This is a genomic window from Streptosporangium sp. NPDC049046 (assembly GCF_040649155.1).
Lineage (GTDB): Bacteria > Actinomycetota > Actinomycetes > Streptosporangiales > Streptosporangiaceae > Streptosporangium.
This window is the reverse complement of sequence record NZ_JBEZEZ010000016.1, coordinates 193,871-216,702: the sequence shown is the minus strand read 5'-3', so window position 1 is coordinate 216,702 and position 22,832 is coordinate 193,871. Positions and strand designations below refer to the sequence as shown.

Annotated in this window: 19 protein-coding genes; 3 read left to right on the top strand and 16 right to left on the bottom strand. The window is 70.1% G+C overall.

What is annotated here, in order from left to right:
• Positions 1-103: 103 nt before the first annotated feature.
• From AB0B96_RS23680 to AB0B96_RS23670, 3 genes are all read right to left on the bottom strand, one after another.
• Positions 104-376, bottom strand: a complete 273-nt coding sequence (locus tag AB0B96_RS23680; protein ID WP_350945207.1) for a GlsB/YeaQ/YmgE family stress response membrane protein — start codon at positions 374-376, stop codon at positions 104-106.
• Between the two features lie 187 nt (positions 377-563).
• A complete protein-coding gene (locus AB0B96_RS23675) occupies positions 564-1,454 on the bottom strand; it encodes an NAD(P)-binding domain-containing protein (protein WP_362901851.1) in 891 nt (296 codons plus the stop codon).
• 3 nt (positions 1,455-1,457) lie between these two features.
• The gene (locus tag AB0B96_RS23670) at positions 1,458-2,477 is read right to left on the bottom strand and encodes an NAD(P)-binding domain-containing protein (protein WP_362901849.1); all 1,020 of its coding nucleotides are present in this window, start codon (positions 2,475-2,477) and stop codon (positions 1,458-1,460) included.
• 163 nt (positions 2,478-2,640) lie between these two features.
• Here AB0B96_RS23670 and AB0B96_RS23665 point away from each other — a divergent pair, with 163 nt between their 5' ends.
• Positions 2,641-2,976 carry a helix-turn-helix domain-containing protein gene (locus AB0B96_RS23665; RefSeq protein ID WP_362512388.1) on the top strand — a complete coding sequence of 112 codons (336 nt, stop codon included), beginning with the start codon at positions 2,641-2,643 and terminating at the stop codon, positions 2,974-2,976.
• Positions 2,977-3,221: 245 nt separating this feature from the next.
• Here the strand turns inward: AB0B96_RS23665 and AB0B96_RS23660 are convergent, their stop codons facing one another.
• From AB0B96_RS23660 to AB0B96_RS23600, 13 genes are all read right to left on the bottom strand, one after another.
• On the bottom strand, positions 3,222-5,204 hold the full coding sequence (locus tag AB0B96_RS23660; RefSeq protein ID WP_350945204.1) for a chorismate-binding protein: 1,983 nt from the start codon (positions 5,202-5,204) through the stop codon (positions 3,222-3,224).
• Positions 5,205-5,296: 92 nt separating this feature from the next.
• Positions 5,297-6,004: an isochorismatase family protein gene (locus AB0B96_RS23655; protein WP_362901846.1), complete on the bottom strand. Its 708-nt coding sequence runs from the start codon at positions 6,002-6,004 to the stop codon at positions 5,297-5,299.
• 162 nt (positions 6,005-6,166) lie between these two features.
• On the bottom strand, positions 6,167-6,937 hold the full coding sequence (locus AB0B96_RS23650) for a 2,3-dihydro-2,3-dihydroxybenzoate dehydrogenase (protein WP_362901844.1): 771 nt from the start codon (positions 6,935-6,937) through the stop codon (positions 6,167-6,169).
• 13 nt (positions 6,938-6,950) lie between these two features.
• Positions 6,951-8,426: an amidohydrolase family protein gene (locus AB0B96_RS23645; RefSeq protein ID WP_362901842.1), complete on the bottom strand. Its 1,476-nt coding sequence runs from the start codon at positions 8,424-8,426 to the stop codon at positions 6,951-6,953.
• Complete coding sequence (locus AB0B96_RS23640) at positions 8,423-8,704, bottom strand: phosphopantetheine-binding protein (protein ID WP_362901840.1); 282 nt, start codon at positions 8,702-8,704, stop codon at positions 8,423-8,425. Before AB0B96_RS23640 ends, AB0B96_RS23645 begins: the two co-directional genes overlap by 4 nt.
• A 7-nt stretch (positions 8,705-8,711) precedes the next feature.
• Positions 8,712-10,463, bottom strand: a complete 1,752-nt coding sequence (locus AB0B96_RS23635; protein WP_362901838.1) for an AMP-binding protein — start codon at positions 10,461-10,463, stop codon at positions 8,712-8,714.
• On the bottom strand, positions 10,464-11,702 hold the full coding sequence (locus tag AB0B96_RS23630; RefSeq protein ID WP_362901836.1) for a ketoacyl-ACP synthase III family protein: 1,239 nt from the start codon (positions 11,700-11,702) through the stop codon (positions 10,464-10,466).
• Positions 11,699-13,186 (bottom strand): salicylate synthase, encoded by a 1,488-nt coding sequence (locus AB0B96_RS23625; RefSeq protein WP_362901834.1) that lies wholly within the window; start codon positions 13,184-13,186, stop codon positions 11,699-11,701. The genes AB0B96_RS23630 and AB0B96_RS23625 overlap by 4 nt, the downstream gene beginning before the upstream one ends.
• Before the next feature lie 364 nt (positions 13,187-13,550).
• On the bottom strand, positions 13,551-14,156 hold the full coding sequence (locus tag AB0B96_RS23620; protein ID WP_350945196.1) for a response regulator transcription factor: 606 nt from the start codon (positions 14,154-14,156) through the stop codon (positions 13,551-13,553).
• A 294-nt stretch (positions 14,157-14,450) separates the two neighbouring features.
• Positions 14,451-16,991 carry a histidine kinase gene (locus AB0B96_RS23615; RefSeq protein ID WP_362901831.1) on the bottom strand — a complete coding sequence of 847 codons (2,541 nt, stop codon included), beginning with the start codon at positions 16,989-16,991 and terminating at the stop codon, positions 14,451-14,453.
• Between the two features lie 259 nt (positions 16,992-17,250).
• Positions 17,251-18,780, bottom strand: a complete 1,530-nt coding sequence (locus AB0B96_RS23610) for a SagB family peptide dehydrogenase (RefSeq protein WP_362901829.1) — start codon at positions 18,778-18,780, stop codon at positions 17,251-17,253.
• Positions 18,781-18,818: 38 nt separating this feature from the next.
• Positions 18,819-21,101 (bottom strand): TOMM precursor leader peptide-binding protein, encoded by a 2,283-nt coding sequence (locus tag AB0B96_RS23605; RefSeq protein ID WP_362901827.1) that lies wholly within the window; start codon positions 21,099-21,101, stop codon positions 18,819-18,821.
• The gene (locus AB0B96_RS23600; RefSeq protein ID WP_362901825.1) at positions 21,098-21,376 is read right to left on the bottom strand and encodes a hypothetical protein; all 279 of its coding nucleotides are present in this window, start codon (positions 21,374-21,376) and stop codon (positions 21,098-21,100) included. Before AB0B96_RS23600 ends, AB0B96_RS23605 begins: the two co-directional genes overlap by 4 nt.
• Before the next feature lie 186 nt (positions 21,377-21,562).
• Here AB0B96_RS23600 and AB0B96_RS23595 point away from each other — a divergent pair, with 186 nt between their 5' ends.
• Complete coding sequence (locus tag AB0B96_RS23595; protein WP_350945191.1) at positions 21,563-21,694, top strand: hypothetical protein; 132 nt, start codon at positions 21,563-21,565, stop codon at positions 21,692-21,694.
• Between the two features lie 102 nt (positions 21,695-21,796).
• Positions 21,797-22,672 (top strand): LysR substrate-binding domain-containing protein, encoded by an 876-nt coding sequence (locus AB0B96_RS23590; protein WP_362901823.1) that lies wholly within the window; start codon positions 21,797-21,799, stop codon positions 22,670-22,672.
• Positions 22,673-22,832 lie beyond the last annotated feature (160 nt).

Sequence of the window (22,832 nt, the reverse complement as noted above, 5' to 3'; positions counted from 1 at the left end):
AGCCCCAGCCGAATCGGCGACATCGTCAAAGCCGCACTCGTCCTCACGCACTTCGAACACGGCTACCTGAAATAAAAGTCGCTGAGATCACCTCAGTGAGAGATCAGCGGATCTGGCGCTTGTCGTAGGCCTTCACCGCGAGCACCACGCCACCGGCGGCGACCGCGATCTGGATGACCAGCTCGATCCAGTCGATCCCACGGGTGTCGGCCACTCCCAACACCGTCGCGATCGCGGTGCCGATGAACGCGGAGATGATGCCGATCACGATGGTGAGCCAGATCGGGATGGACTGACGTCCCGGGACCACCAGCCGGCCAAGCGCTCCGATCACGACACCGATGATGAGAGCGGAGATGATGCCTGTCACTTCCATGCTGCACGCTCCTGCGAGGCGGCCGTCGACTCGCGTCGGCCGAAGGCTGTGAGTCGATCACTACGCCCAACGATCTCGCGCTCGTCGCGGTTCCCTCGGCCGCTCCCGCGTTCTTCATGGTTTCCTCGCCGCCTGCCGCAGACATAGCGGCAGGCGTCGCCGGTCAGGGGGCCGGTCACAGTGCCGGTCAGGGTGCCGGTACGGGCTTTTTGAGCACCTCCGCCAGGAGTGAGAAGCTCTCGCCGCCCCGACCCGCGTCGATCGCCTGTCGGGCGACGGCGTGGGCGGCGCTCATCACGCCGGTGTCGAGGCCGCGGGCGCGGGCCGCGTGGATGACGTGTTCCATGGTGGCCGCGGCCGACACGATGGTGGACTCGTCGCCCGGGTGCTCACCGTTGTCGACCTGCTCCGCGAACTCGTCGATGATGTCGGGCAGCAGCGCGCCGATCCCCTTGGCGAGCGGGGCGAGGTCCCTGGCGGCGATGTTCTCCGCGGACGCCAGTGCGAAGGCGTGGACGAGACCGCTCATGGACGTCCAGAAGAGGTCGAGCAGGGCGAGGTCGTGCGCCGCCGCCCTTCCGGGATCCGCGCCCAGGTACACGGAGGTTCCGCCCAGGCTCGCCAGCGTCCGCCGATGGGCGCGGTGGATCTCCTCAGGTCCGCTGTACAGGACGACGGCCGCCGGTCCGCCGATGGTCTGCGTCGGGGTCATGATGGCACCGTCGAGATAGTCGACGCCGCGCTCGGCGGTCCACGTGGCCATCCGGCGCGCGTGCTCCGGGGTGTCGGCGGTGAGGTTGACCAGGGTGCGGCCCTTCAGCGCGTCGGCGGCCGGTTCGACGATCGCCCGTACGGCGTCGTAGTCGATCACACAGGCGATCGTGAGCGGGCTCGCCGCGACCGCGTCGGCGACCGTGTCGGCGCGGGTCGCGCCCCGGGCGACGAGGGCCTCGGCTTTCGCGGCCGTGCGGTTCCAGACGGTCGTGGGATGGCCGTTGTCCAGGAAGGCTCCGGCCAGCGCCTGGCCCATCGGTCCCAGGCCGAGGACCGTCACCGGTACGGGATGGTCGTAGGTCATCTTCTATTCCGATCCGAGGTCGTTCGATCTGGTGTCCGGGACCCTCGCGGGGTCCGTGCGGAGCAGGTCGATCAGGGCCGAGAGGTCGTCGCCGCCCCTGCCTGCGGCGACCCCCCGGTTGAGCAGCGCTCCCATGGGCTCCAGCAACTCGGTGCCGACGCCCTGGTCCCTGCCGGTCTCCAACAGGTTGACGAAGCCCGCCGCCTGCATCTCCAGGTTCGAGACGGTGGCCGAGTGGTCGTTCGCGTCGTACGCCTTCGCCATCTCGGGCAGGCTGGCGATCATGGCGTTGAGCCAGGAGACCACCATCGGCGTGAACTCCGTCGCCGGGACCTTCTCCGAGCCGGCCAGGGCGACGGCCTGGAGGAAGCCGCCGAACATCCCGTACATCGCGCTGAGCAGGGCGATGTCGTAGAGGGCCGCCCGGCCGGCGTCCTCGCCCAGGTAGCTGACGGCGCCCGTCGCCGACAGGGTCTCCTCGTGGGCGGCGAAGGCCCGGGGCGATCCGCTGCAGAGGATGAGCGATCCCGGACGCCCGATCATCGGGGGCACCGCCATGATGCCGCCGTCGAGGTAGTCGGCGCCTTGGGCGGAGGCCCAGCGGGCCAGCTCGCGCGCCTGGCGGGGGGTGCCGTTGGTGAGGTTCACCAGGGTCCGGCCCGCCAGGGCTTCGGACCCGGTGCCGGGGCTGCCGGTGGTTCCGGGGGCGTTCGCGAGGTCGGGCGGGCCTGGGGCGTGCGGAATGTCCGTGATATCGGACGCGCCAGGTGCAGCCGGTGCGCCGAGGGTGGCGCGTACGGCGGCGTCGTCCAGCACGCAGACCACGACGAGCGGGCTCGCGGCGATCGCCTCGGCGGCGGTGGCCGCCTCGGTCGCGCCCCGCTCCACGAGTTCCCCGCCTTTTCCGGCCGTACGGTTCCAGACGGTCGTGGGATGGCCGTTGTCCAGGAAGGCTCCGGCGAGCGCCTTTCCCATCGCCCCCAGGCCGATGACTGTCACCGGCGGACGGCCGTCGATATTCATTTATCCCCCTGTTTCATACGGTGTCGGCATGCGAAGGTCCCAGGCCCGGATTTTCGTTGTGACCCCGGGGCTGGGACGTTTTGATGCTGTCGCGCCGCTGAAACTTCCTCAAGTACCTACTATTTTGTCAGGTACTAACCTTTTTGTAAGTATGGGGAGCAGGATGAAGAAGCAGACCTACTCGTGCGGGCTCGACGCCGCCATCGACGTCGTGGGCGGCAAGTGGAAGGCGCTGATCCTGTGGGCGCTCCACTACAACCCGCTCCGGTTCGGGGAGCTGAGGCGGAGCGTGTCGGGCATCAGCGAGAAGATGCTGATCCAGCAGCTGCGGGAGATGGAGTCGTACGGCCTGGTGCACCGCGAGGTCTACCACCAGGTTCCGCCGAAGGTGGAGTACTCGCTCACCGAGTTCGGCCACTCGCTGAACGCCGCGCTCATCCCGCTCGGCGACTGGGGCGAGTCGCACATGGAGACCATCGAGGCCCTCCCCCGCCCCTGACCGTTTCCGCCGTTCCTTCTCGTCGGCACGCTCGCCGGGAGAGCCCCGACCCGCACGGGACGGGAGCTCACCGGAAGACTCCGGACGGAACGGGAGCTCACCCGGAGAGCCCGCGCGGGACAAGGATTCACCGCAGGAGCCGGGACCCGCACGGCGAGAACTCACCGGAAGGCTCCCGACAGAACGGGAGAGCCCGTACGGGACAAGGATTCACCGCAGGAGCCGGGACCCGCACGGGCGAGAACTCACGCCGAGACTCCCGCTCCGGCCGGGACGGGACGCTCGGCGTGCACCAGCAGGTCGCTGAGGACCTCGCCGAGGATCTCCACGCCGTTCCTGGTGAGCACCGACGCGGGGTGGAACTGCACCGAGACGAAGCCGGGGCCGCGCAACGCGTGGACCTCGTCGCTCGACGCCTCCCTGAACACCTCCACCGTGCCCTCGCGCTCCAGGCAGGGGAACCGGTCGGCGGAGCTGCGGGCCGCGAAGGTGTTGTAGAAGCCCACCAGCTCCGTCCGCCCCATGAACTCGATCTTCCGCTGCACCCCCTGGTTGGGGAACGGATTCCGCCTGATCTCCAGCCCGAGCAGCGTGCTGAGCACCTGGTGGCCGAGGCAGACCGACATGAAGGGGATGCCCAGCTCAAGGAGGCGCAGCGTCGTCTCCCTGAGATGAGCGATCTTGGGATCGGCGTAGTCCCTGGGGTCCCCCGGACCGGGGCCGACGATGACCAGATCGTGCTCCTCCAGCCGGTAGTCCTCGTCGAACCGGCGCACGCTGACCTCGCACCCCAGCGCGGCGAGCTGGTGCCTCGCCATCGCGGTGAAGGTGTCCTCGGCGTCGATCACCAGCACCCTGCGGCCGACCAGTCTCGGCACCAGGTGCCTCCTGCTGTCCGGTCCCTCGAACCAGAACCCGGCGAGCGGCGCGTTCCGCTCGATCAGCGCCCGCCGTACCTTCGGGTGGACGCTCATGTCCACCACCGGGGCGGAGGCGCCGATGCCGCCGCCCGGCGCGTGGCGCAGCGCCTCCAGCAGCCCTGCCGCCTTCGTCCGGGTCTCCTCCGCCTCGGAGGCCGGGTCGGAGTCGCGGACCAGCGTGGCTCCGACGGAGATCCGCATCCGGCCCGACGCGTCGATGTCGGCGGTACGGATGACGATCGCGGAGTCCAGCGCCCGCGCGCCGGTCTCGTCCCGGCCGATCAGCGCGACCATGCCCGCGTAGTAGTCCCGGCCCTCCGGCTCGTAGCGGCTGATCACCCGGCAGGCGCTCTCCAGCGGGCCGCCCGTGACCGTGGGCGCGAACATGGTCTCGCGCAGGATGTCCCGCACGTCCAGCGAGCTGCGCCCCTCGATCAGATACTCGGTGTGCGCCAGGCGCGCCATCTGCTTGAGGTACGGACCCACCGTGCGGCCACCGAGGTCGCACACCCGGCCCATCATCTTCAGCTCCTCGTCGAGCACCATGTAGAGCTCGTTCGCCTCCTTGCTGTCGGACAGGAAGCCGAGCACCCCGCACACCTCGGGGCCGTCCGCCGGATAGCGGTAGGTGCCGCTGATCGGATTCATCACCACGGTGCCCGCGTCGAGGGTGATGTGCCGCTCCGGCGAGGCGCCCACGAAGGTACGCCCGCCGGTGTGGATCACGAAGGTCCAGTGGCAGCCGGGGTCCCTGCCGACCAGCCGCCGGAAGAACGCGAGCGCCGTGCGGGTCGACCAGTTGGTGATCTCGGCGGAGAACGACCGCTTGATGACGAAGTTCGCGCCGGTCCCCCGGCCGATCTCCTCCGACAGCACCCGGCGCACGGTGGCCGCGTACTCCTCGTCGTCGGAGTCGAAGTCTCCCTCGCCCAGCTCGATCGGCCCGTCGGGGAGCCGGTCGAGGATCTCGCTCATCGGCAGTACGGCCTGGTCGACGACGGTCATCGCGAGCAGCGGGGCCTCGTCGTCGGGGAACGCGTACCCGCGCTCGCCGATCTGCCGGTACGGCAGCATCGCGAGCACCTCGTGCCGGGCACCGGCGCCCCGGGCGTCGTCGTCGGCGTTCTCAGGGGGAAGCGGGATGTCCGCGATGCGACTCACCTCGGTGGTCTCCCCGACGAGCAGGTCGAGCCGGTCCGCGCCGGTCGAGCCGGGACGGTGCAGCAGGGCGAACGGGGGTGCGTCCGGACCGAGGATCCGGTCGAGCAGGGTCGTCTCGTTCCTCGCGTCGGCTGTCGTTCCGGTCATCACTCCGGCCTCCGTCCGGGTCGTCGGTGCGGCCCCTGTCCGGGAGGGCGGAACGGTCCCCGTCCCGGTCCCCATGCCGGTCGCCGGCCCGGTCACCGTCCCGCTCCTTCCAGGGCCGCCTCGTGCAACGCCACCTCGTTCAACGCCACCTTGTCCGCGACCGCCTCGTCCAGCATCGCCAGCGCGGACCGGGTGGACAGCGTCACCGAGCATCGCGACGCCGCGTAGTCCAGCGCCTGCCGGTGGTACTCCCGCGAGAAGTCGGCCACCGCGTCCGCCACCACGAAGGTCTGGATGTCCTGGGAGAAACCCTCGTGAGCGGTCATCAGGATTCCGACGTGGGCGTACACCCCGCAGATCACCAACTGGTCGCGACCCCGCTCGCGCAACAGGTCGAGCAGGCCGGTGCGGCAGAACGCGCTGGGCCGCCACTTGGTGAGCACGACGTCGGGTCCGGCGGGGGCCACCCGGTCCAGGATCATCCGGTGCTCGGGGTCGGCGCTCATTCCCGAGCCCCAGAAGTCCTTGAGCAGGCCGCGCTGCTCGTCGGTCATCCCTCCCGGCTGCGCGGTGTAGACGACCGGCGCGCCGAGCGCGGCGAAGCGCGTCCGCAGGGCCACGACGTTCTCCACCAGGTCGGTCGTGGGGGCCTGGCCGCGCGGGAACGGGCTCAGGAAGTAGTTCTGCATGTCGTGGACGAGCAGCACCGCGCGATCGGGATCGACGGTCCAGCGCGCGATGTTCTCAGGCAGTTCGTCCTCGGTCGGCATGGGATAGGAGTCGATCGCCGGGATCGCCATGGTGTGCCTCCGTTCTTCGTGAAGTACCGGGTTCCGGCCTCGGTGGGCCGGGGTCGTGCTCATCGGGTTCGCCCGAGCGGGCCGGGGTCGTGCTCATCGGATTCGCCTGGACGGACCGAAGTCGTTCCCACCGGGTTCCGGCCTCGGCGGGTCGGGGCGTGCTCAGTTGCCGAGGGCGGCGCCGCCGTCGACCGTGAGGTCCTGCAGGGTGATGTGCGCGGCGCGGTCGGAGAGCAGGAAGAGCACCGCGTCGGCGACGTCGGCGGGTCGCGCCAGCCGTCCCATCGGGATGCCGACCCGGAAGGTCTCCGGCGCGCCCTCGATGGAGATCCGCAGCGCGTCGTCTCCGTTCCACAGCGAGGTCAGCATCGGTGTGTCGGTGGAGCCGGGGGCGACGACGTTGCACCGGATCCCGTGTTTGGCGAGTTCCAGCCCCAGGCACTTGGTGAAGCTGCTCGCCGCCGCCTTGGACGCCGCGTAGGCGGCCATGTTCCAGCGCGGGGTCCTCGCCGCGTTGGAGGCCAGCGTGACGATCGCCCCGGAGCCCCGGGGGATCATCCGGTTCGCCACCGCCCTGCTGACGTGGAACACGCCGGTCGCGTTGACCGCGAACGTGGTGTCCCAGTCGTCGTCGCTGAGCGAGGCCCCCGCGCCGACGCGCAGCACTCCGGCGGCGTTGACCAGGTAGTCGATCGGTCCCAGGTCGCGTTCCGCCCGCTCCACCATGGCGTCCACCTCGGCGCTGGAGGCGACGTCCGCGACGAAGCCCTGGACGCGGTGCCCGGCCTCGGCGAGTTCCTTGACGAGCGTGTTCAGTGCCTCGGCGTTCGCGTCCATCGCCGCGACGGCGATGCCCTCGGCGGCCAGCGCCCGCACCACCGCCTCGCCGATACCGCCTGCCGCCCCGGTGACCAGAGCTGTTTTATCGCGCATCGGTCGTGCCTCCTCATCTTCGTGCCGCACGGGTGAGCGTGGCGACCAGGTCGGGATCGATACCGAGACAGCGCACAGAGAAGGTTCCGAGTGCCTCAAGGTAGTCGGCTTCGAGTTCGTCCTCGTCGAGGCCGGTGGCCCTGCCGCCCTCCACCAGGGTCCGGCCCGCGACGATCACGGTGTCCACGTCCGCCGAGCCGCCGAGGGCGAGGAAGCTCTCCAGCGGGCGTGGGTTGAGCAGGTAGCGCCAGTCGTCGGCGGGGACGAGCAGCAGGTCGGCCTGCTTGCCGGCCTCCACGCTGCCGATCTCCCCCGCCCAGTCCAGCCCTTGGGCCGCTATCCGGGTGGCCATCGCCAGCGCGTCGGTCGGAAGCACCTCGGTCGGGTCGGCGTACATCTCGTTGTAGATCTGCCAGGTGACCCGCATCGCCTCGGCCATGCCGCCGATCGGCAGCGCGGCACCGTCTGTGGAGAGCGAGACGTCCAGCCCGGCGCGCCGGAACTCCGGAATCACCCGGGTCTCGGTGAGCGAGGACTCCCCGGCGGGGCCGTACTTCGCCGGCGAGTGGCTGATGTGCGCGTTCGCCGCGACGAGCATCTTGCGCTCGTCCTCGTCGGCGAACGCGCAGTGCACCGCCATGAACCGGTCGGAGAGCAGGCCGAGGTCGGCGAACCTGCGGACCGGGGTCGTGCCGTAGTAGCTCCGCATCACCTCGGCCTCGTTGCGCAGCGCGCCGACGTGCGTCGCGAACGGCACGTCGTACCTGGCGACGAGTTCGGCAAGACCGGCACCGAGCTCGTCGGTCATGGTGACCCCGTAGACCGAGGTCGGCCTCGCCCGTACCAGCCCGCTCGTGTCCTGCTCGCAGGCGCGCAGCAGGTCCTCGATCCGCCGCAGCACCACGTCGGCGTCGCGGGTCCTGCGGAACCGCGACTCGCCGGGGGCGCACACCGCGTCGCTCGCCCAGGTGCTGACCGAGCACCGCATGCCGAGGTGGCGGGCGGCCGAGGCGAGTGCCTCCGGCCGGTTGAACGAGCCCACGTCCCCGAGGGTGGTCGCGCCGGAGCGCAGCTGGGTCCACATCGAGTAGCGGGCGATCGCCTCGGCCTCCTCGGGGGTGAGCCGGTCGATCTGGTCGTGGAAGGAGTCGAAGACCATCGAGATCTGCCGGAGGTCGCCGCCCAGCGCCATGAAGACGGGCTTGTCGTCGCGGTCGGCGGCGGGTCGCAGCGCGCCCTTGAAGGGGAACCGCATCGCGAACAGGTCGTGCCAGTGCGCGTTGACGAAGCCGGGCAGGATCATCTTTCCCCTGGCGTCGATCGTGCGCAGGTTCTCGCGGTGCCGGGGCTCCAGCGCGGCCTCGACCTCCTCGGTGCTCCCCGCGGCGACGATCCGCTCGCCCTCGACGAGCACGGAGCCGTCGGGGACGACGCTCGCCTCGGCGTCGGCCGGGTAGAGGCAGCCGCCCCTGATCAGCAGCGCGCTCATCGGGCGGCCTCTTCCGTCTTCACCTGCCGGGCCTCCCAGGCCGCGTGCAGGTGCCGCTGCCAGGCGTCGACGGTCGGCTCGGCGGCGAGCTCGCCGAACTCCACTGCGATGCCCTGCCGGCGCCACCGGGTGACGAGCCGCATCATCTCCAGGGATCCCAGTCCGAGGAAGACGAGGTTGGCGTCGCCGGTGATCTCGCCGGGTTCGGTTCCGACGATCGTCGCGATGGACCGCCGCAGGTCGTCGGTCGTGGGCGGTGCCGAGATATCGCGTTGCATGTCTGGTTCACCTTTCCTGACGTGCGAGCGGACGCACGAGGGTCTTCTCGTGGTCGGGGATGTCCCGGGGGTCGGGGGTGGACGGCGCGGGCGCCCAGTCGCGGGTCAGGGCCGGGTCCTTCGCCGCGGCGGCGAGCACCTTCTTGTCGATCTTTCCGAGCGGGGTGAGCGGGAAGTCCTCGACGAACTCCACCCGGTCCGGCAGCTTGAACTCCGCCAGCCCGCGCTCGTGCAGCGCCCGCTTCAGCTCGGCCAGCGCCGGCTTCTCGCCCCGGTGGACGACGAACGCGTAGATCCGCTCGCCGAGGAACTCGTCGGGCACCGGTACGACCGCCGCCCTCGCGACCGAGGGGTGGGTGAGCAGATGCCCCTCCACCTCTCCGGCCGAGATCTTGTCTCCGCCGCGGATCACGACGTCCTTCAGCCGTCCCTCGATGACCAGGTTCCCCTCGGGGGTGAGGCTGGCCAGGTCGCCGGTGCGGTAGAAGCCGTCCTCGGTGAAGGCCCGCCGGTTGTGCTCCTCGGCGCGGTAGTAGCCGCGCAGGGTGTACGGGCCGCGGGTGAGCAGTTCACCGGTGACGCCCGGGGGCACCTCGGCGTCGTGCTCGTCGACGATCCGCACCTCGTCGGCCGGTGAGATCGGCCGCCCCTGGGTCTGTACGACGGACTCGGGGTCGTCGCCCTTCCTGGACATGGAGAGCAGTCCCTCGGCCATGCCGAACACCTGCTGGAGGCGGCAGCCCAGCTCGGGCTCGATCCGCGCGGCCAGTTCCGGCTGGAGCCTCGCCCCGCCGATCTGCAGCACGCGCAGGCTGGACAGGTCCGCCTCCCCCCACGCCGCCTCCTCCAGCCAGAGCTGCGCCACGGTGGGGACGACCGAGGTGACGGTGACCCGCTCCCGCTCGATCGCGCGGAAGCAGTCCTCGGCGACCGGGGTCTCGACGAGCACGACCGTGCCGCCTTGGCCGAGCGTGCCGACGACCCCCGGGCAGCCCCAGGTGAAGTTGAACTCCACCGGCAGCGCCGCCAGGTAGACGTCGTCCGCGCCGAGCTCACAGACTTCGGCCACCGCTCCTGTCTGGTAGACGTAGTCGTCGTGCGTACGCGGGATCAGCTTGGGCAGCGCGGTCGTCCCGCCGGAGAGCAGGAAGAACGCCACGTCCGAGGGGTCGCTGTCGGGAAGCGGGACCGGGTCGGCGTCCACCCGCGCGAGCGGAATCACCGTCGCACCGGCCGTGCCGGTCTCGGCGCCGCTCCCCGCGTCGCTCTCCTCGCCGTTTTCCGCGTTCAGGACGAAGATCTGGCGCAGGCTCGCCACCTCGTCGGCCATCCGCAGGGCGAGCGCGGTGTGGTCGAACCCGCGATAGACGCCGGGGACGACGTATCCGGACGCGCCGGACAGCTCGCATAGGTGCCTGATCTCGTTCGCCCGGTGCGACGCGAGGGAGAAGACGGGTTTGGCGCCCGCCCTGAAGAGCGCGAAGGCCACGATGACGAACTCGGGCACGTTGGGCAGTTGCAGGACGATCCGGTCGCCGGGCTCGACCCCGAGGCGGTGGAATCCCGCCGCCATCCGGTCGATCCGGTTCTCCAGGTCCCGGTAGGACAGGCGCAGATCTCCGGCGACCAGTGCCGTACGGTCTCCGAACGTGCGGGCCCAGGTCCGCGGGAGGTCGCCGAGGCGCTCTCCGCGCCAGAGGCCCTCACTCCGGTAAAGGGCGGCGAACTCCTCGGGCCACGGTGTGCATCCGTCAAGCATCTACCGGCCTCCGTTCTCCGGCTCGCGGTTCTCGGGCCCGTGGTCGCCGTCTCGCGGCTCGTGCCCCGGGCGTCTGTGGTCGTCGTTCTGGATCTCCTGGTCCTCGGGCTCGTGGTCGTCGTTCTGGAGCTCGTGGCTCTCGGCTCCACGGCTCGCTGCCTCGCTGCTCTCGGGCCCGTGGCTCTCTGCCTCCTGGTCGCCGGGCTCGTACGGGGCGATGATCTCCAGGACCACGCATCCGGCCTCCATGCCGGGGGCGCTGCCGATGAGCAGCACGTGGTCTCCGGGGACGACCTGTCCGCTCGTCCACAGGTGCTCCAGGCCGATGAACGGGTCGGCGGCGCCGGCGTGCCCGATCCTCCGGGTGAAGTCCCACAGGCCCCGGTCCGCGTCGATCTCCAGGGGGTCGAGGAACATCGCCTCCAGGGAATTCCGCGCGAAGGCGGTGTGGCAGACGCGGGTGACCTTCTCCATGGAGATCCCGGCCTCCTCGAGCGCCCGGTCGGCCGCCTCGGCGACGCACTCGCCGAAGTGCCCCATGGGGGGTGCGATGCCCGCCGCCCACTGCCTGCGCCAGTAGTCGCTGCGCTCCTCGAAGTTCAGCGAGCGGCCGATCGTGACGCCGGGCGGGAAGATGACCTCCCCGCCCCGGTGCAGTTCCTCCATCCCGGGGTTGGAGACCGTCCCGAAGGCGAGCACCCGGGCGAAGCCCCCGCGCCGCGAGACCACCGCGGCGGCGCCGCCGTCCGCGAGCAGGAACATCCTGGAGGCCCGCCACCGGTCCACTCCCGGAGCCGAGAAGTTGTCGCCCGCGGTCAGCAGCACAGCGTCCTTGCGGTCCCTGCCACGGTCGGCGATGAGCCGGTGCGCGGCCATCTCAAGGCTCGCGATCATGCCGAGGCAGCCCTGCCGGATCTCCAGGGCGGTGATCGGCCGGTCCAGCGTCCTGCGCAGCACGTAGTGCGGCGCCGACCAACCGTCCGGCCCTTGGTGGTAACTGTCGCTGTGCAGCAGCGCGCCGAAGTCGTCGGGGCCGTGGCCCGAGCGGCGCAGCGCGACCTGGGCCGCGCGGGCCGCCATCTCCGGTGCCGGCGTCTCGCCGGCCACCATCACGGCCTCCATCCCGGAGGCCTCGCGGTCGGCCCGGTCGTACCAGGACCTTCCGACCGCGTGCTCGGTGGTCACCACGGGGGGCAGGTACGTGCCCACCCCCGCGAGGTAGATGTCGTCGACCCTCATCGCGCGCTTCCCCCCACGGCGGAGAGCAGGTCGGCGGAGTCGTCAGCCAGGACGCCTCCCCCTGCGGCGGGGACCAGGCCCGCGTCCAGGCCCGCGTCCAGGCCTGCGTCGAGACCGGCGGAGGCGGCGAAGTCGGCCGCCAGGGCGCCTCTCCCGCCGGCGGGAACCAGGTAGCGCGCCACGCTGTCGAGCTTCTCGCAGGTCTCCTCGAACTCCCGCTCGGGAGTGGACTGCCCGACGATGCCGGCCCCGGCGCGCAGCCAGGTGCGGCCGTTCTGGCGGTAGGCGCTGCGCAGCACGAGCGCCGCGTCCATCTCGCCGTTGTGGTCGACGGTGAGCACGGCCCCGCTGTACAGGCCCCGCGACTCGGGCTCGTGCCTGCGGATCGTGGTGTACGCGGCCTCCTTGGGCACGCCGGACGCGGTCACCGCGGGGAAGACCGCGCCGAAGGCGTCCCACGCCCGAAGGCCGGGGGCGAGCTTGCCGGACACCTGGGAGGCGAGGTGCTGGACGCTGCCGCGTTCGCGGATCGCCATGAACTCCGGCACCTCGACCGAGCCGGGCACGCAGACGTCGACGAGCTCGTCGGTGCCGACCTTCACCGAGATGGCGTGCTCGTAGATCTCCTTGGCGGAGGCGAGCAGGTCGGCGCGCAGGCTCTCGTTCTCCACCAGGTCGGAGGTGAGCGCCCTCGTCCCGGCGAGCGGCTGGCTCACCACGCGGCCGTCCGCGGACACCTTGACCACGATCTCCGGGCTGAACCCCGTCGTCTCCACGCCACCGAGGTTGAGCAGGAACGACCGCGCGGGGTTGTTGCCCCGGCGTCCCGCGAGGTAGGTGGCGATCAGGTCGATGTCCTCGTCGACGTCGACGACCCGCGACAGGATGACCTTGTGCAGGTCGCCCTGGTTGATCTCCTCGACCGCGAGCCGTACCGCCGTCCGGTACGCGTCCTCGCCGCGTTCGCGCACGTCCAGCGGCTTCGGCTGGGCCTCGGAGGTCACCGCGGGGCTGGAGATCGTCTCCAGCAGCGCGGTCAGCGTCTCCTGGTCGGCGGCGCGGAGGTGGGCGTGGCCGTCCTCGATGCGGACCTCGGCCTTCGGCACCACGAGGTGCAGCAGCCGGTTGTCGCCGACGTGGTCGAGCCTGCCGTCCTTGGCGTAGGAGAGCTCGAAGGTCGCCCAGCCGTAGGCACGCCAGGCGGGGACCTTCACGATGTCGAGCAGCCGGGCCACCTGGTGCAGCGGCCGGTCGCTCCAGGGCAGGACGACGTCGGGCTCGTTCTCCTGGGTCAGCCGGGCACCGGTGCGGTCCAGCGTGACCTCGGCCCGCGCGCCTGCCGCGTAGGACCATTTGCCTCCGCTCTCGTACACGACGTACTCCGCGTACGGGCCGGAGGCGGCGAGCCTGGCCGCGACCCTCGGCGGCTCCTCTGAGAGGGGAACCTGCGTCTCGAAGTAGTGCAGCCACCTGTTGGAACTCATCTGCGGGCATCCTTTCCTGGCCGTGGGAAGCCGGCTCTTTTTGTTACCAGCAATTACGCTAAGCTGGTAACAAAATCAGGACAATGGGCCCGCGATAAGACATGCTTTTCAGGATGCGAAGACGGAATGGCGAGAAAGAAAACGGGAGAGACGAAACAGCGACCGGGAAGTCGACCGGGAAAAGGGCGGGAGGACCGGAGAAACGCGAGGTCGCGGCCGGTTCAGACCCAGCCGGCCCTGATCGGTCAGAGGCCGGTCAGATCCAGCCGACGGATGGCGTCCACCCGGTTCCCCGCGTTCAGCTTGGTGACCGTCTTGCCGAGATGGTCGCGCACGGTCCCGACCCCGGCCGGTCGGAGGCCGATCAGATCCAGCCGGCCTCGGTGGCGATACGGATGGCGTCCACCCGGTTCCTCGCGTTCAGCTTGGTGACCGTCTTGGTGAGATAGTTGCGCACGGTCCCGACGGACACGTGCATGATGGCCGCGATCTCCGGCGGCTCGGCGCCGCCCGCGGCCAGCCTCAGGACCTGGACCTCACGTCCGGACAGCGGGTTCTCCCCGACGTCCCACGCGGTCAGCGCGAGCTGCGGGTCGACGATGCGACGCCCCGCGGCCACCTCGCGGACCGCCTGGGCGAGGCGTTCCGAGGGCGTGTCCTTGAGCAGGAAGCCGGAGACCGAGACCGACAGGGCTCGGCGAAGGGTGCCGGGCCTTCCCAGGCCGGTCAGGATCAGCGTCCGGCAGGTGGGCAGCTTCGCGTGCAGCTCCTCCGCCGCGGAGAGACCGTCGAGCACGGGCAGGTCGACATCGATGATCGCGACATCGGGGCGTGTCTCGAGCGCGGTGGGCACGATCCTGTCCCCGCTGCCCACCTGTGCCACCACCGTGAGGTCGGGCTCGATGTCGAGGAGGGCCGCCAGCGCTCCGCGCACCATCGGTACGTCCTCGGCGAGGAGGATCTTCAGCACAGCGGCACTCCTGTCCGGACTTCGGCTTCAGGGCGAGAAACGACACCCGGACGCGACAGGGGCTCTCGATCTCGCGGGTGATCCCGCGATCGTCGTCACGGGGGGCTCGGTGACCAGTCTCTCGATCGACCTCGCGAGGCGACTCCCCTCCATGTACGCCTCACCACTGTTCGATCAAGCTTACTGGATCCACCGATCTTGATCCGAATAGTACCCAGTCAATTACGTTTGGCAATGCCAGCGGAATCTGACAGCTGCTTACTCTGACTTGTCAGTCAGAACGATCCGGCCGAATCACCCCCCGTCGCCGTCCGTTCCCTCCGCATCCCTCGGCATGTCCCCGGACAGGGCATCGGGCCCGTCCTCCCGCACGCTTCCGGGCATGTTCCTCGGCTTCTCCGCACGGAAGACGACGACCAGCCGGAACGTGCCGTCGACGACCTCGGCCGTCAGCCGCCCGCCGACGGCACGCAGCCGCTCCGTGAGGTCCCCCAGCCCGGAACCGTCGCGGACGTCGGGAAGCGTCCCCGGCGGCACCCCGTCGTTGGTCACGCACAGCCGCGTCCCGGCCTCGTCCACGGCCATCTCGACCACGCAGTGCCGCGCCCTGCTGTGCCGCAGCACGTTCGTGGCCGCCTCCCGCAAAACGACCGCGAGCACCGCGTCCAGATTCCCCGGGGCCACGTCCTCGGGGATCCTCACCTCGACGTCGATTCCGGCGGCGGCGAGCGTGGAGACCAACAGGTCCGACTCCGCGCTGAACGACATGTGCCGGTATCCACCGGCCACCGCCCGGACATCCGCGACCGCCCGCCGCGCGATCTCCAGCACCTCCGCCACCTCGCACTTCGCCCGCTCCGCCGACCCCGGCAGCAGCCGGTACGCCAGCTCGCTCTTGGCGATCATCACCGAGAGGTCGTTACCCAGCAGGTCGTGCAGATCCCGCGCCACCCGCAGCCGCTCCTGGGTCACCGCCATCCACGCCAGTTCCCTTCGCGCCCGGTCCACCCGCGCCACCAGGTCCGACAGCGAGCCGATGCCGAAGACCACCAGGCCGGTCAGCAGCGTGGAGATCACCAGGTACGCGGTCCACTCCACCGTGTCGCCCTGCAGCACGGACAGCAGCAGCACGCCGGCGCCGATCGCCGCGTACAGCACCCACCGCCAGAAGCTCGCCACCATCAGCAGCACCGCCCCCGCGAGGAAGCCGCCCATCGAACCCCACGGCGCGCCGATCCACAGCAGCGGCAGGAGCGTGGCGACGGTCTGCACCACCAGGGTCGCCCTCCTGAGCCACGCCGGCCACGAACGCGGCTCCCCCAGGGAGTCGACGATCTGCACGCCGACCAGCACGGCGACACAGGCGGTGAATCCCGCCAGTTCGAGCGGGCTCGTCGGCCGCGCCAGCACGTTGACCACGATGAGCAGGCCGTACCCCGACAGCACCAGCACGGCGATGAAGCGGGCCACCCGCAGATGCCACGCCCGCGCCGGGCCCCTGCCCGGTGGCCCGTCATCCCGCGCGTCCGGTCGCGCGGACTCGCCCTGCGGCGTGCCGGACATCCCCGGCGCCTGGGAAACCGCGGCCCTCGCGGTGACCGGCGCCACGGGGGCCTCCGCGGTCAGCCGGAACCACTCGTCGTCGACCGTGACCGACAGTCGTCCGCCCGCCGCCTCCAGCCGGCCCTTGAGATTCCCCAGCCCCGTACCGGCCTCGAACGAACGTGCCCTCGGCTCGGTACCGGCCTCGAACGAACGCGCCCCCAGCTCCGGCTCGACCCCGTCGTTGCAGACCCGAAGCCGCGCCCGGCCCTTCTCCACAGACGCCTCGATCTCACAGTGCTGCGCCTTGCTGTGCCGCAGCACGTTGGTGACCGCCTCCCGCAGCACGATCGCCAGCACCGTGTCCAGCGCCTCCGGCAGGCCCTCCTGTGAAACGTTCACCCGGGCCCGCATCTCGGCGACCGAAAGCATCGCCTTCGCCGACTCCGCCTCCGCCGTCAGCGACATGGGCAGATACCCGCCCGCGACCACCCGTACCTCCGCCAGCGCGCGGCGGGCGACCACCAGGACGTCGCGGAGTTCGCTGCGCGCCCGCTCGGCCGCCCCCGGCAGCAGCCGGTAGGCCAGTTCGCTCTTCAGTGTCATCGCCGAGACGTTGTAGCCCAGCAGGTCGTGCAGATCCCGCGCCACCCGCAGCCGTTCCCGCGCCACCGCCATCCGCGCGAACTCCCCCTGCGCCGCGTGGACCGCCCGCACCAGGGACGCCAGCGAGCTGACCCCGTACACCATCAGCCCGGTGAGCAGGGTGAAGTACACGCTGTAGACGACGTCCACCACCATCAGGTGCTGTTCCCTGAGCGCGAGCAGCACGCCGACACCGGCCGCGACGGCGAAGAAGAGTCCCCAGCGCCACGGCCCCGCCACCACCAGCAGCATGGACCCGGCGAGAAATCCCGCGATGGATCCCGCCTGCGGGCCGACCCATGTGAAAGGCAGGAAAGTAACAATGGCCTGTACCGAAAGTGTGAGAACACGGAGCGGTACGGGCCAGCTCAGAGCCTCCTGTGTCGAATGTGAAAGTTGCAGGAAAAGCGCGGCCAGCAGACAGCCGGCGAAGCCCGACAGTTCGGTGCTCGGCAGGCCACTTCCCCATACGAACATCAGTGCGTTGAACACGTAGCCGTACAGAACGGCGACGATGATCGCGCGTGCCACCCTGGGGGCGGCGAGTCCGCCCTCCCTGTGCCGCTTTCTCCGGGTTCTCCGAGATGAACCGGGCAGCGACCTGGCAAGTCCGCGCCAGCCCTGCGGGGAGTCGGCGTCAACCGTCATCGATCGTCTCCTTCGAAGCCCGACCGGTTTCCCGTCCACGTCATCCCGAGACCCTGAAGCAATCTATATCAGCTAAATAAGCTTAGATAGACCTATTTGCGTAGCTCTGGGTGAATCGACAGGGACTAGCAGTGGAAAACCATGCGTTGTCGCCGTACCGCATGATTCAAGCACGTCCGGCGAGAGGGCGGTGCTCACCGGACTCTCGCCGTACGCCCTCACCCATCCGTGAAACGACGGAAAAGGCGAACCCCCTGGATTACGAGAGTGCCGCCCTCGCCTGAACAACCCATTCGGCGTCATTCGCCGCGTATCGCCCGGAAAGCCGGCTCGGCTCGGGAACGAGACGGTGGCCGACGACGAACCCGCCGACACTCGACTCGACGCGCCAGTCGAGGCCGAAGACGCGTCCCGTCACCTCGATGTCGCCGCTGTCCAGCCTGCACGCCGCCAGTCCCATCGCCGTGCAGACCAGGGAGAGCGTCTGCGTCAGCGCCCCGACGTTCTTGAGGACCAGCGAGTAACTCAGCCCGTTGTACTTCCTCGACAGCCTGCGGAACCGCGCGGTGATGGTGATCAGTACGGGCGGCGTCGCGTCCAGGTTCGCCGCCACCTTGCCCGTCTCCAGCAACTCGTCCACGTCCGCCGGGTCGAACCCGATCGGCTCCAGCCGGTGCCGCAGCGGATCGTAGTGGTAGATGCCCCGGGGCACGTCGGCACACCTGTCCACCGTGGCGTAGAGCTCGAGCTCATAAGAGCTCCCGCTGCTCGGGTAGGGGCGATCGCTCGTCGCGGTCGTCGAGGACTCGTCGGGCGAGCCGACCAGCGAGCGGACCCGGGCCGTCCTGTACAGCAGCTCCCCCAGCTCACCGGCCGTCAGCTGCCGCTCACCGTAGTGCCGGGTGTGCCTGCTCGCCTCGACGACCGCGGTGAGCGGCGGATCCGCCGCGAGCAGCTCACCCCACTTCGGCCGGGGCAGCGCGACGGGAGCCGGCTCCGCGCCGACGGGAACCTCCGGAGGCCCCGGCTTCACGACGGGCTCGACGCTCCACTGATCCCCCATCGGGTACGTCGCCCCGAAGTCGTGATCGTGCCTGCCGAGGGTGGAACGGGTGTGGAACATGAGATCGACGGGAGTCCAGGCGACGAGGGCGGGGTCGACGTCCTCCTCGAACACCATCGGCTGGAAGGGGTCCTCCTCCACGGCCTGCACCACCATCCCCGCCGCCATCAGGTAGGCGACCACGGGCCAGGACTCCGGCCCGATCGCCGAGGGGGCGACCGGGCGGATCAGCGACCCGACACCGGCCATCGCGTCGGGCCGGTGCAGGATGACGCGGTGCAGCGAGAGCGGCGACTCGACGTGGTAGTTGTTGCCGTCGGTTCTGATCAGCGCGAACCTCGACAGGCGGATCGGGTGGAGCAGAGGGACCGCCGGCAGCAGGAACCGCGCCCGCTGGGTGAGCGGGATCACCGACAGCGTCGGCTGCTCGGGATCGAAGCCGAAGGAGCGCACCACCATGTGCTGGAGACCGTCGAGGATCGCCTCCAGCTCCCGCCGTTCGTCCTCCTCGCGGATGACGTTGTCGAGCAGGATGGGCCCCAGGCTCATCCGGCGCATCGCCTCCAGCACGGCGGGTCCGGGGGACGGCAGGATCACGTCCTCCCAGCGGCTGTGCACCACCACGCTTCCGTTGTGCGGCTCCGGTTCGATGTAGACGTCCTCCCGGAACGACCACTGGGGAAATATCTGGAGCGAACCGGCATCATTGCCTTGGCCGCCGACCATCCTGTTGACTCCTGATCCGTGTTGGGACGGGAAAATGGCTACATGAACAGGGGAATCGGGTTGAGATCCTCGTACGCCGTCGCCCTGTCAAGACGTCCGAGCCGGACGGGGACGTCGTACAACCGCCCGGGGCCGAACCTCGCCCAGAAATGCCGTAGACCGGGGACGACCACCTTGACGACCGGCATCCCGATGTCGGGACGCGTCTGGTCGAGGACGAGAACCTCCAGGCCCGCCCGCCCGGCCAGTGTGACGATGTGCTCGACGTCCTCCCGCAGGTCATCTCGGGGAATGTAGGCGTAATCACTCAGCGCCCGCGGCCCCCGATCCCCGCCCGGACGCAGATAGGGCTGGTTCTCCGTCGTCGCCCTGAGCCACCAGTCCTGGATGTGATGATCTGTCTCACCGTATCCCGTCCCGTCGGCGCGTGCCCCGGCGACGGCAGGAAGCAGTTGCCCGAGTTCGGTCAGCGCGCGCCGCGCGGCGATCCGGGGGTCGAAGTGGGCACCGAACCCGAGCATGATGTCCTCGGCCGGCTTGTCGACGCGCCGCGAGATCGCCGCCATCACGGGGATGCCCAGATCCGAGGTGACGTCGAGGACCCAGAACTCCCTGCCGATGCCCTCGTAGCGCGAGCGCAGGTCGGCGATCCACGGGTCGCCGAACGAGTCGAGGTCCACGGCGGGCTGACGCGTGCGGTTGTACCACCAGATGGCCACCGCGTCGCGCTCGACCAGTTCGAGGAACCCCTGGACGATCGCGTCCTCGACGCTGGAGCCCGCGGCGTTCCCGTTGGAGGTCGCGCGCAGCGAAGGATGACCGCCCCTGGTGAAGTAGAGCAGGTCGGTGGGGAGCAGGCGCTGCCGCTTCTCGGTGAGCGACCACACCGGGGTCCAGTCGACGACCTCCTCGTCGTCGAACGGCTCGGGGATGTGCTGGAAAGCCGAACTCTCGGCGTTCCAGCGGTGCCGGTCCTCGAACTGGCGCCGGTGGAAGTGCTGGCACTCGTCGGGGCGCACGGCCCGCTCACCCAGGCCGCGGAGGCTGCCGCGCACCGTCGGCTCGTCCCCGTGCCGCGATCCGCAGTGTCTCTCCACCGCCTCGCAGAGCGCGCCCACCCTCGCCTCGAGGTCGGTGCTCCCCTTGCCCCCGCTCTGCCGGCGCAGGCCGGCCCTCATCGCGGAGAGACTGTCGTCGGTGAGGGCGAGGTTCGGCCCGGAAAGGTAGCAGTGCAGGAAGGAGGGGCTGCGCGGGTCGCGCTGGATCACATCCGTGATCCCGGTGAGGGGGTCGGCCAGATGACGGTAGCGTTCCCAGACCAGTTCGGTCTCCAGCGCGCGATGCCCGTTGCCGCCCACCGCCGCCTTACTCCTGGACGCGACGGCGACGGGCCTGCCGACGCGTTCCGCGACCAGCCCGGGGTCTCCGCAGGAAGAGCACTGCGGGCGCCTCTCCACGGGGTGCCGCACCCCCTGCAGTGAGAAGGTGTCCAGCGTCCACACGGTGTCCTGGTGCTCGTCGCGCGATCCGGCCAGCCACTTGACCGCCTCCAGCGCCGCGAACCGTGCCCCGAGGGCGCGGGTGAGGGGCAGCGACGCCTCGGGCGGGCTGACGGCACCCGTCTCCGGCGTGCTCCGCAGCCGTGTCTCCCCGCGCCGGTGCGCACGCAACCGCGTGGTCAGGCAGGACAGGCAGGGTCCCCCCCTCGGGCGGAAGATCGGGCCGATCCACAGGTCGGCGCCGACCGGCTTGACGAGCAGCCAGGGCCGCCCGTCCGCCAGTCTCCGTTCGTTGAACCGTTCGAGCTCAGGGTCGAGATAGTCGTCGCAGAGCACGAGGAACAGGGTCGCGGACCCGTCACCGTCCTCCTCGACGGTGACGTCCATCGACCGCAGCGCCTCGGCCGTGGGTCTGGTGTCGACTCCCCCCAGGGAGACGAGGTGGGCGGACGACTCCGCCAGCCCCGACGCGGCCCGGTCCGCGTCCAGCCGCCCGAGGTCCCAGTACGCCTCGGCGGCGGCGTCGGCCCTCGGGGAGGGCTCCGGGCGGCGAGGCCCGACGAGATTCGCCTCCGCCAGCCGGCCGAGGAGCCGGCCGAGCTGCGCGGCCGGGATCCCGGGCGCCACCCGCCTGCGCACCTCGGCCAGGCTGTGATTACCGTCCAGCAGCGGCGCGAGCGCCTGAATCTGCTCACCGGACAGGGCGACCGTCCCCCGTGCCGAGGTGAGATAGACCGCCTCCCCCGGAACCGTCACCGCCCGCAGGTGGCGCTTGAATCCGATCAGCGGTGAGTACGCCCCGTTCTCAGTGAAGTGGTTCATCCGCAGTAGGTCCAAGCGGCAACGACGGGAGCGGGGTGGTCGAGGTCCTCGATGACGAGGTCTTCCAGGAGCGCGCGCTCCACGATCCCCGTACGCGGCTCGGCCGTCTCCTCGCCGCCGAGGAGGACGCCGAACCCCGCGAACGCGGTGCCTCCGAGGTCACCGGCGTGCCCGCCGGCGTTCTCGGACCCGGTCCAGGTCCTCATGAGGAACTCGGTGAAGCTCAGGTCCTGCTCGTTCACCCGGTCGGCCAGGGAAGCGTTCATGGTCGCCATCGCGGTCTCCTCGATCTGCGTGAGTTCGAATAAGGGAATTGTGCGCTCGACCTGGAGAGGGGAACAGTTTTCACGTCACCAAACGAACGTGAAAGTCTCACATCGCACTCGTGGCGCCGTGTGTAGGACTTCCCGCTCCCGCCGGTCTACGCTGACCGCATCCGGACCAGGAGACTGGAGGAGATCATGGAGCAGAAGCAAATCCGCCGGCCGCAGAAAAAGCTCATCCGGGTCCCCCGGCAGAAAAAGAAGCGCGCGGCCGACTCTCGCCACACCATCGACACCCGCACTCCCAGCGGGGTCTACCTGCCCTACTAGGGCACGGCCGCGAATATCCGGAAAACGAGCGACCTCTTGCCTCAAGAGCCATGCCAACCAAATGGCTTGACACTTTCCTACTAGGTTAGCTTAAGAGGAAAAATGTACCACGACCTGCAAATAAATCGACTGAGAGCGCTGGTCACCGTAGTCGATGTCGGCGGTTTCCGAAGGGCCGCCGAGGCCCTGCACATAACGCAGCCCGCCATCAGCCAGCAAATTCGCCAGCTCAGCGGCCTCATCAAGGGCCCCATATTCACCTCGACCGGCAGGAAACTGATGCTCAGCCCGCAGGGCGAGGAACTCCTCGGCTACGCCCGCCGTCTCGTCGCACTCAACGACGAGGCGGTGGGCCGTTTCATCCCCCCTCCGGGAAACCAGCGGCTGTCCATCGGGATCGTCAACCAGCTCGCGGAGGCGCTACCCGAGATCCTGCGGCTGCTCACCAAGGGCATGCCGCACACCCAGGTCAGCGTCCAGACGGGATTGAGCGAATCCCTGGAGAGCCGGGTGAGCACCGGCCAGCTGGATCTCGCGCTGCTCCTGCAGACGAGACCGCACCGGAGCGGCGCCACCAGCCAGGAGCTCGGCCACATGCGGATGGACTGGTTCGGGCGCCCGGCCCACGGTGAGGGCGCCGCGCTCCCGCTCACGCTCTTCACCGAGCCGTGCACGCTGCGCGCCCGCATCGTGGACGCGCTCGAGGAGTCGGCCGTCCCGTGGCGTGTCGGCTACGAGGGCGCCGAACTCGTCGGACTGCGCGCGGCCGCCAAGGCCGGCCTGGGTGTGGCATGCCTCGTCGCCAATGGCGACGAGCTCTGGGGCCTGCCCAAGGCGGCCAGGCTCACCCTTCCCTCCCCGCCCGGTCCCCTGCCGGTGACCATGGCCCTGTCCGCCGGCGCCGCGTCCTCGGGGTACGTCCCGATCGCCCGCAAGGCCTTCCAGCAGTCACTGCGCGACTACCCCTTCGCCGGCTGAGGCGACCGAACCCCTGCCCCCCACCGAACCGGCCGGGCCCGTCGGACCCGCTGACACCACCGAACCGACCAGGCCGACCGAGCCCCTCGCACCCACCGGCACCACCGAGCGGCCCTGAACCGGCCGGCCCTGACCCCGGTCGACCGAATCGGCCGACCTT

Excerpts from the sequence above, each read along its gene's own strand:
- AB0B96_RS23605 (WP_362901827.1), bottom strand. The coding sequence starts at position 21,101 with ATGAACCACTTCACTGAGAACGGGGCGTACTCACCGCTGATCGGATTC.
- AB0B96_RS23675 (WP_362901851.1), bottom strand. The coding sequence starts at position 1,454 with ATGACCTACGACCATCCCGTACCGGTGACGGTCCTCGGCCTGGGACCG.
- AB0B96_RS23640 (WP_362901840.1), bottom strand. The coding sequence starts at position 8,704 with ATGCAACGCGATATCTCGGCACCGCCCACGACCGACGACCTGCGGCGG.
- AB0B96_RS23610 (WP_362901829.1), bottom strand. The coding sequence starts at position 18,780 with ATGGTCGGCGGCCAAGGCAATGATGCCGGTTCGCTCCAGATATTTCCC.
- AB0B96_RS23655 (WP_362901846.1), bottom strand. The coding sequence starts at position 6,004 with ATGGCGATCCCGGCGATCGACTCCTATCCCATGCCGACCGAGGACGAA.
- AB0B96_RS23650 (WP_362901844.1), bottom strand. The coding sequence starts at position 6,937 with ATGCGCGATAAAACAGCTCTGGTCACCGGGGCGGCAGGCGGTATCGGC.
- AB0B96_RS23600 (WP_362901825.1), bottom strand. The coding sequence starts at position 21,376 with ATGGCGACCATGAACGCTTCCCTGGCCGACCGGGTGAACGAGCAGGAC.
- AB0B96_RS23665 (WP_362512388.1), top strand. The coding sequence starts at position 2,641 with ATGAAGAAGCAGACCTACTCGTGCGGGCTCGACGCCGCCATCGACGTC.
- AB0B96_RS23660 (WP_350945204.1), bottom strand. The coding sequence starts at position 5,204 with ATGACCGGAACGACAGCCGACGCGAGGAACGAGACGACCCTGCTCGAC.
- AB0B96_RS23645 (WP_362901842.1), bottom strand. The coding sequence starts at position 8,426 with ATGAGCGCGCTGCTGATCAGGGGCGGCTGCCTCTACCCGGCCGACGCC.
- AB0B96_RS23590 (WP_362901823.1), top strand. The coding sequence starts at position 21,797 with ATGTACCACGACCTGCAAATAAATCGACTGAGAGCGCTGGTCACCGTA.
- AB0B96_RS23680 (WP_350945207.1), bottom strand. The coding sequence starts at position 376 with ATGGAAGTGACAGGCATCATCTCCGCTCTCATCATCGGTGTCGTGATC.
- AB0B96_RS23595 (WP_350945191.1), top strand. The coding sequence starts at position 21,563 with ATGGAGCAGAAGCAAATCCGCCGGCCGCAGAAAAAGCTCATCCGGGTC.
- AB0B96_RS23635 (WP_362901838.1), bottom strand. The coding sequence starts at position 10,463 with ATGCTTGACGGATGCACACCGTGGCCCGAGGAGTTCGCCGCCCTTTAC.
- AB0B96_RS23630 (WP_362901836.1), bottom strand. The coding sequence starts at position 11,702 with ATGAGGGTCGACGACATCTACCTCGCGGGGGTGGGCACGTACCTGCCC.
- AB0B96_RS23615 (WP_362901831.1), bottom strand. The coding sequence starts at position 16,991 with ATGACGGTTGACGCCGACTCCCCGCAGGGCTGGCGCGGACTTGCCAGG.
- AB0B96_RS23625 (WP_362901834.1), bottom strand. The coding sequence starts at position 13,186 with ATGAGTTCCAACAGGTGGCTGCACTACTTCGAGACGCAGGTTCCCCTC.
- AB0B96_RS23670 (WP_362901849.1), bottom strand. The coding sequence starts at position 2,477 with ATGAATATCGACGGCCGTCCGCCGGTGACAGTCATCGGCCTGGGGGCG.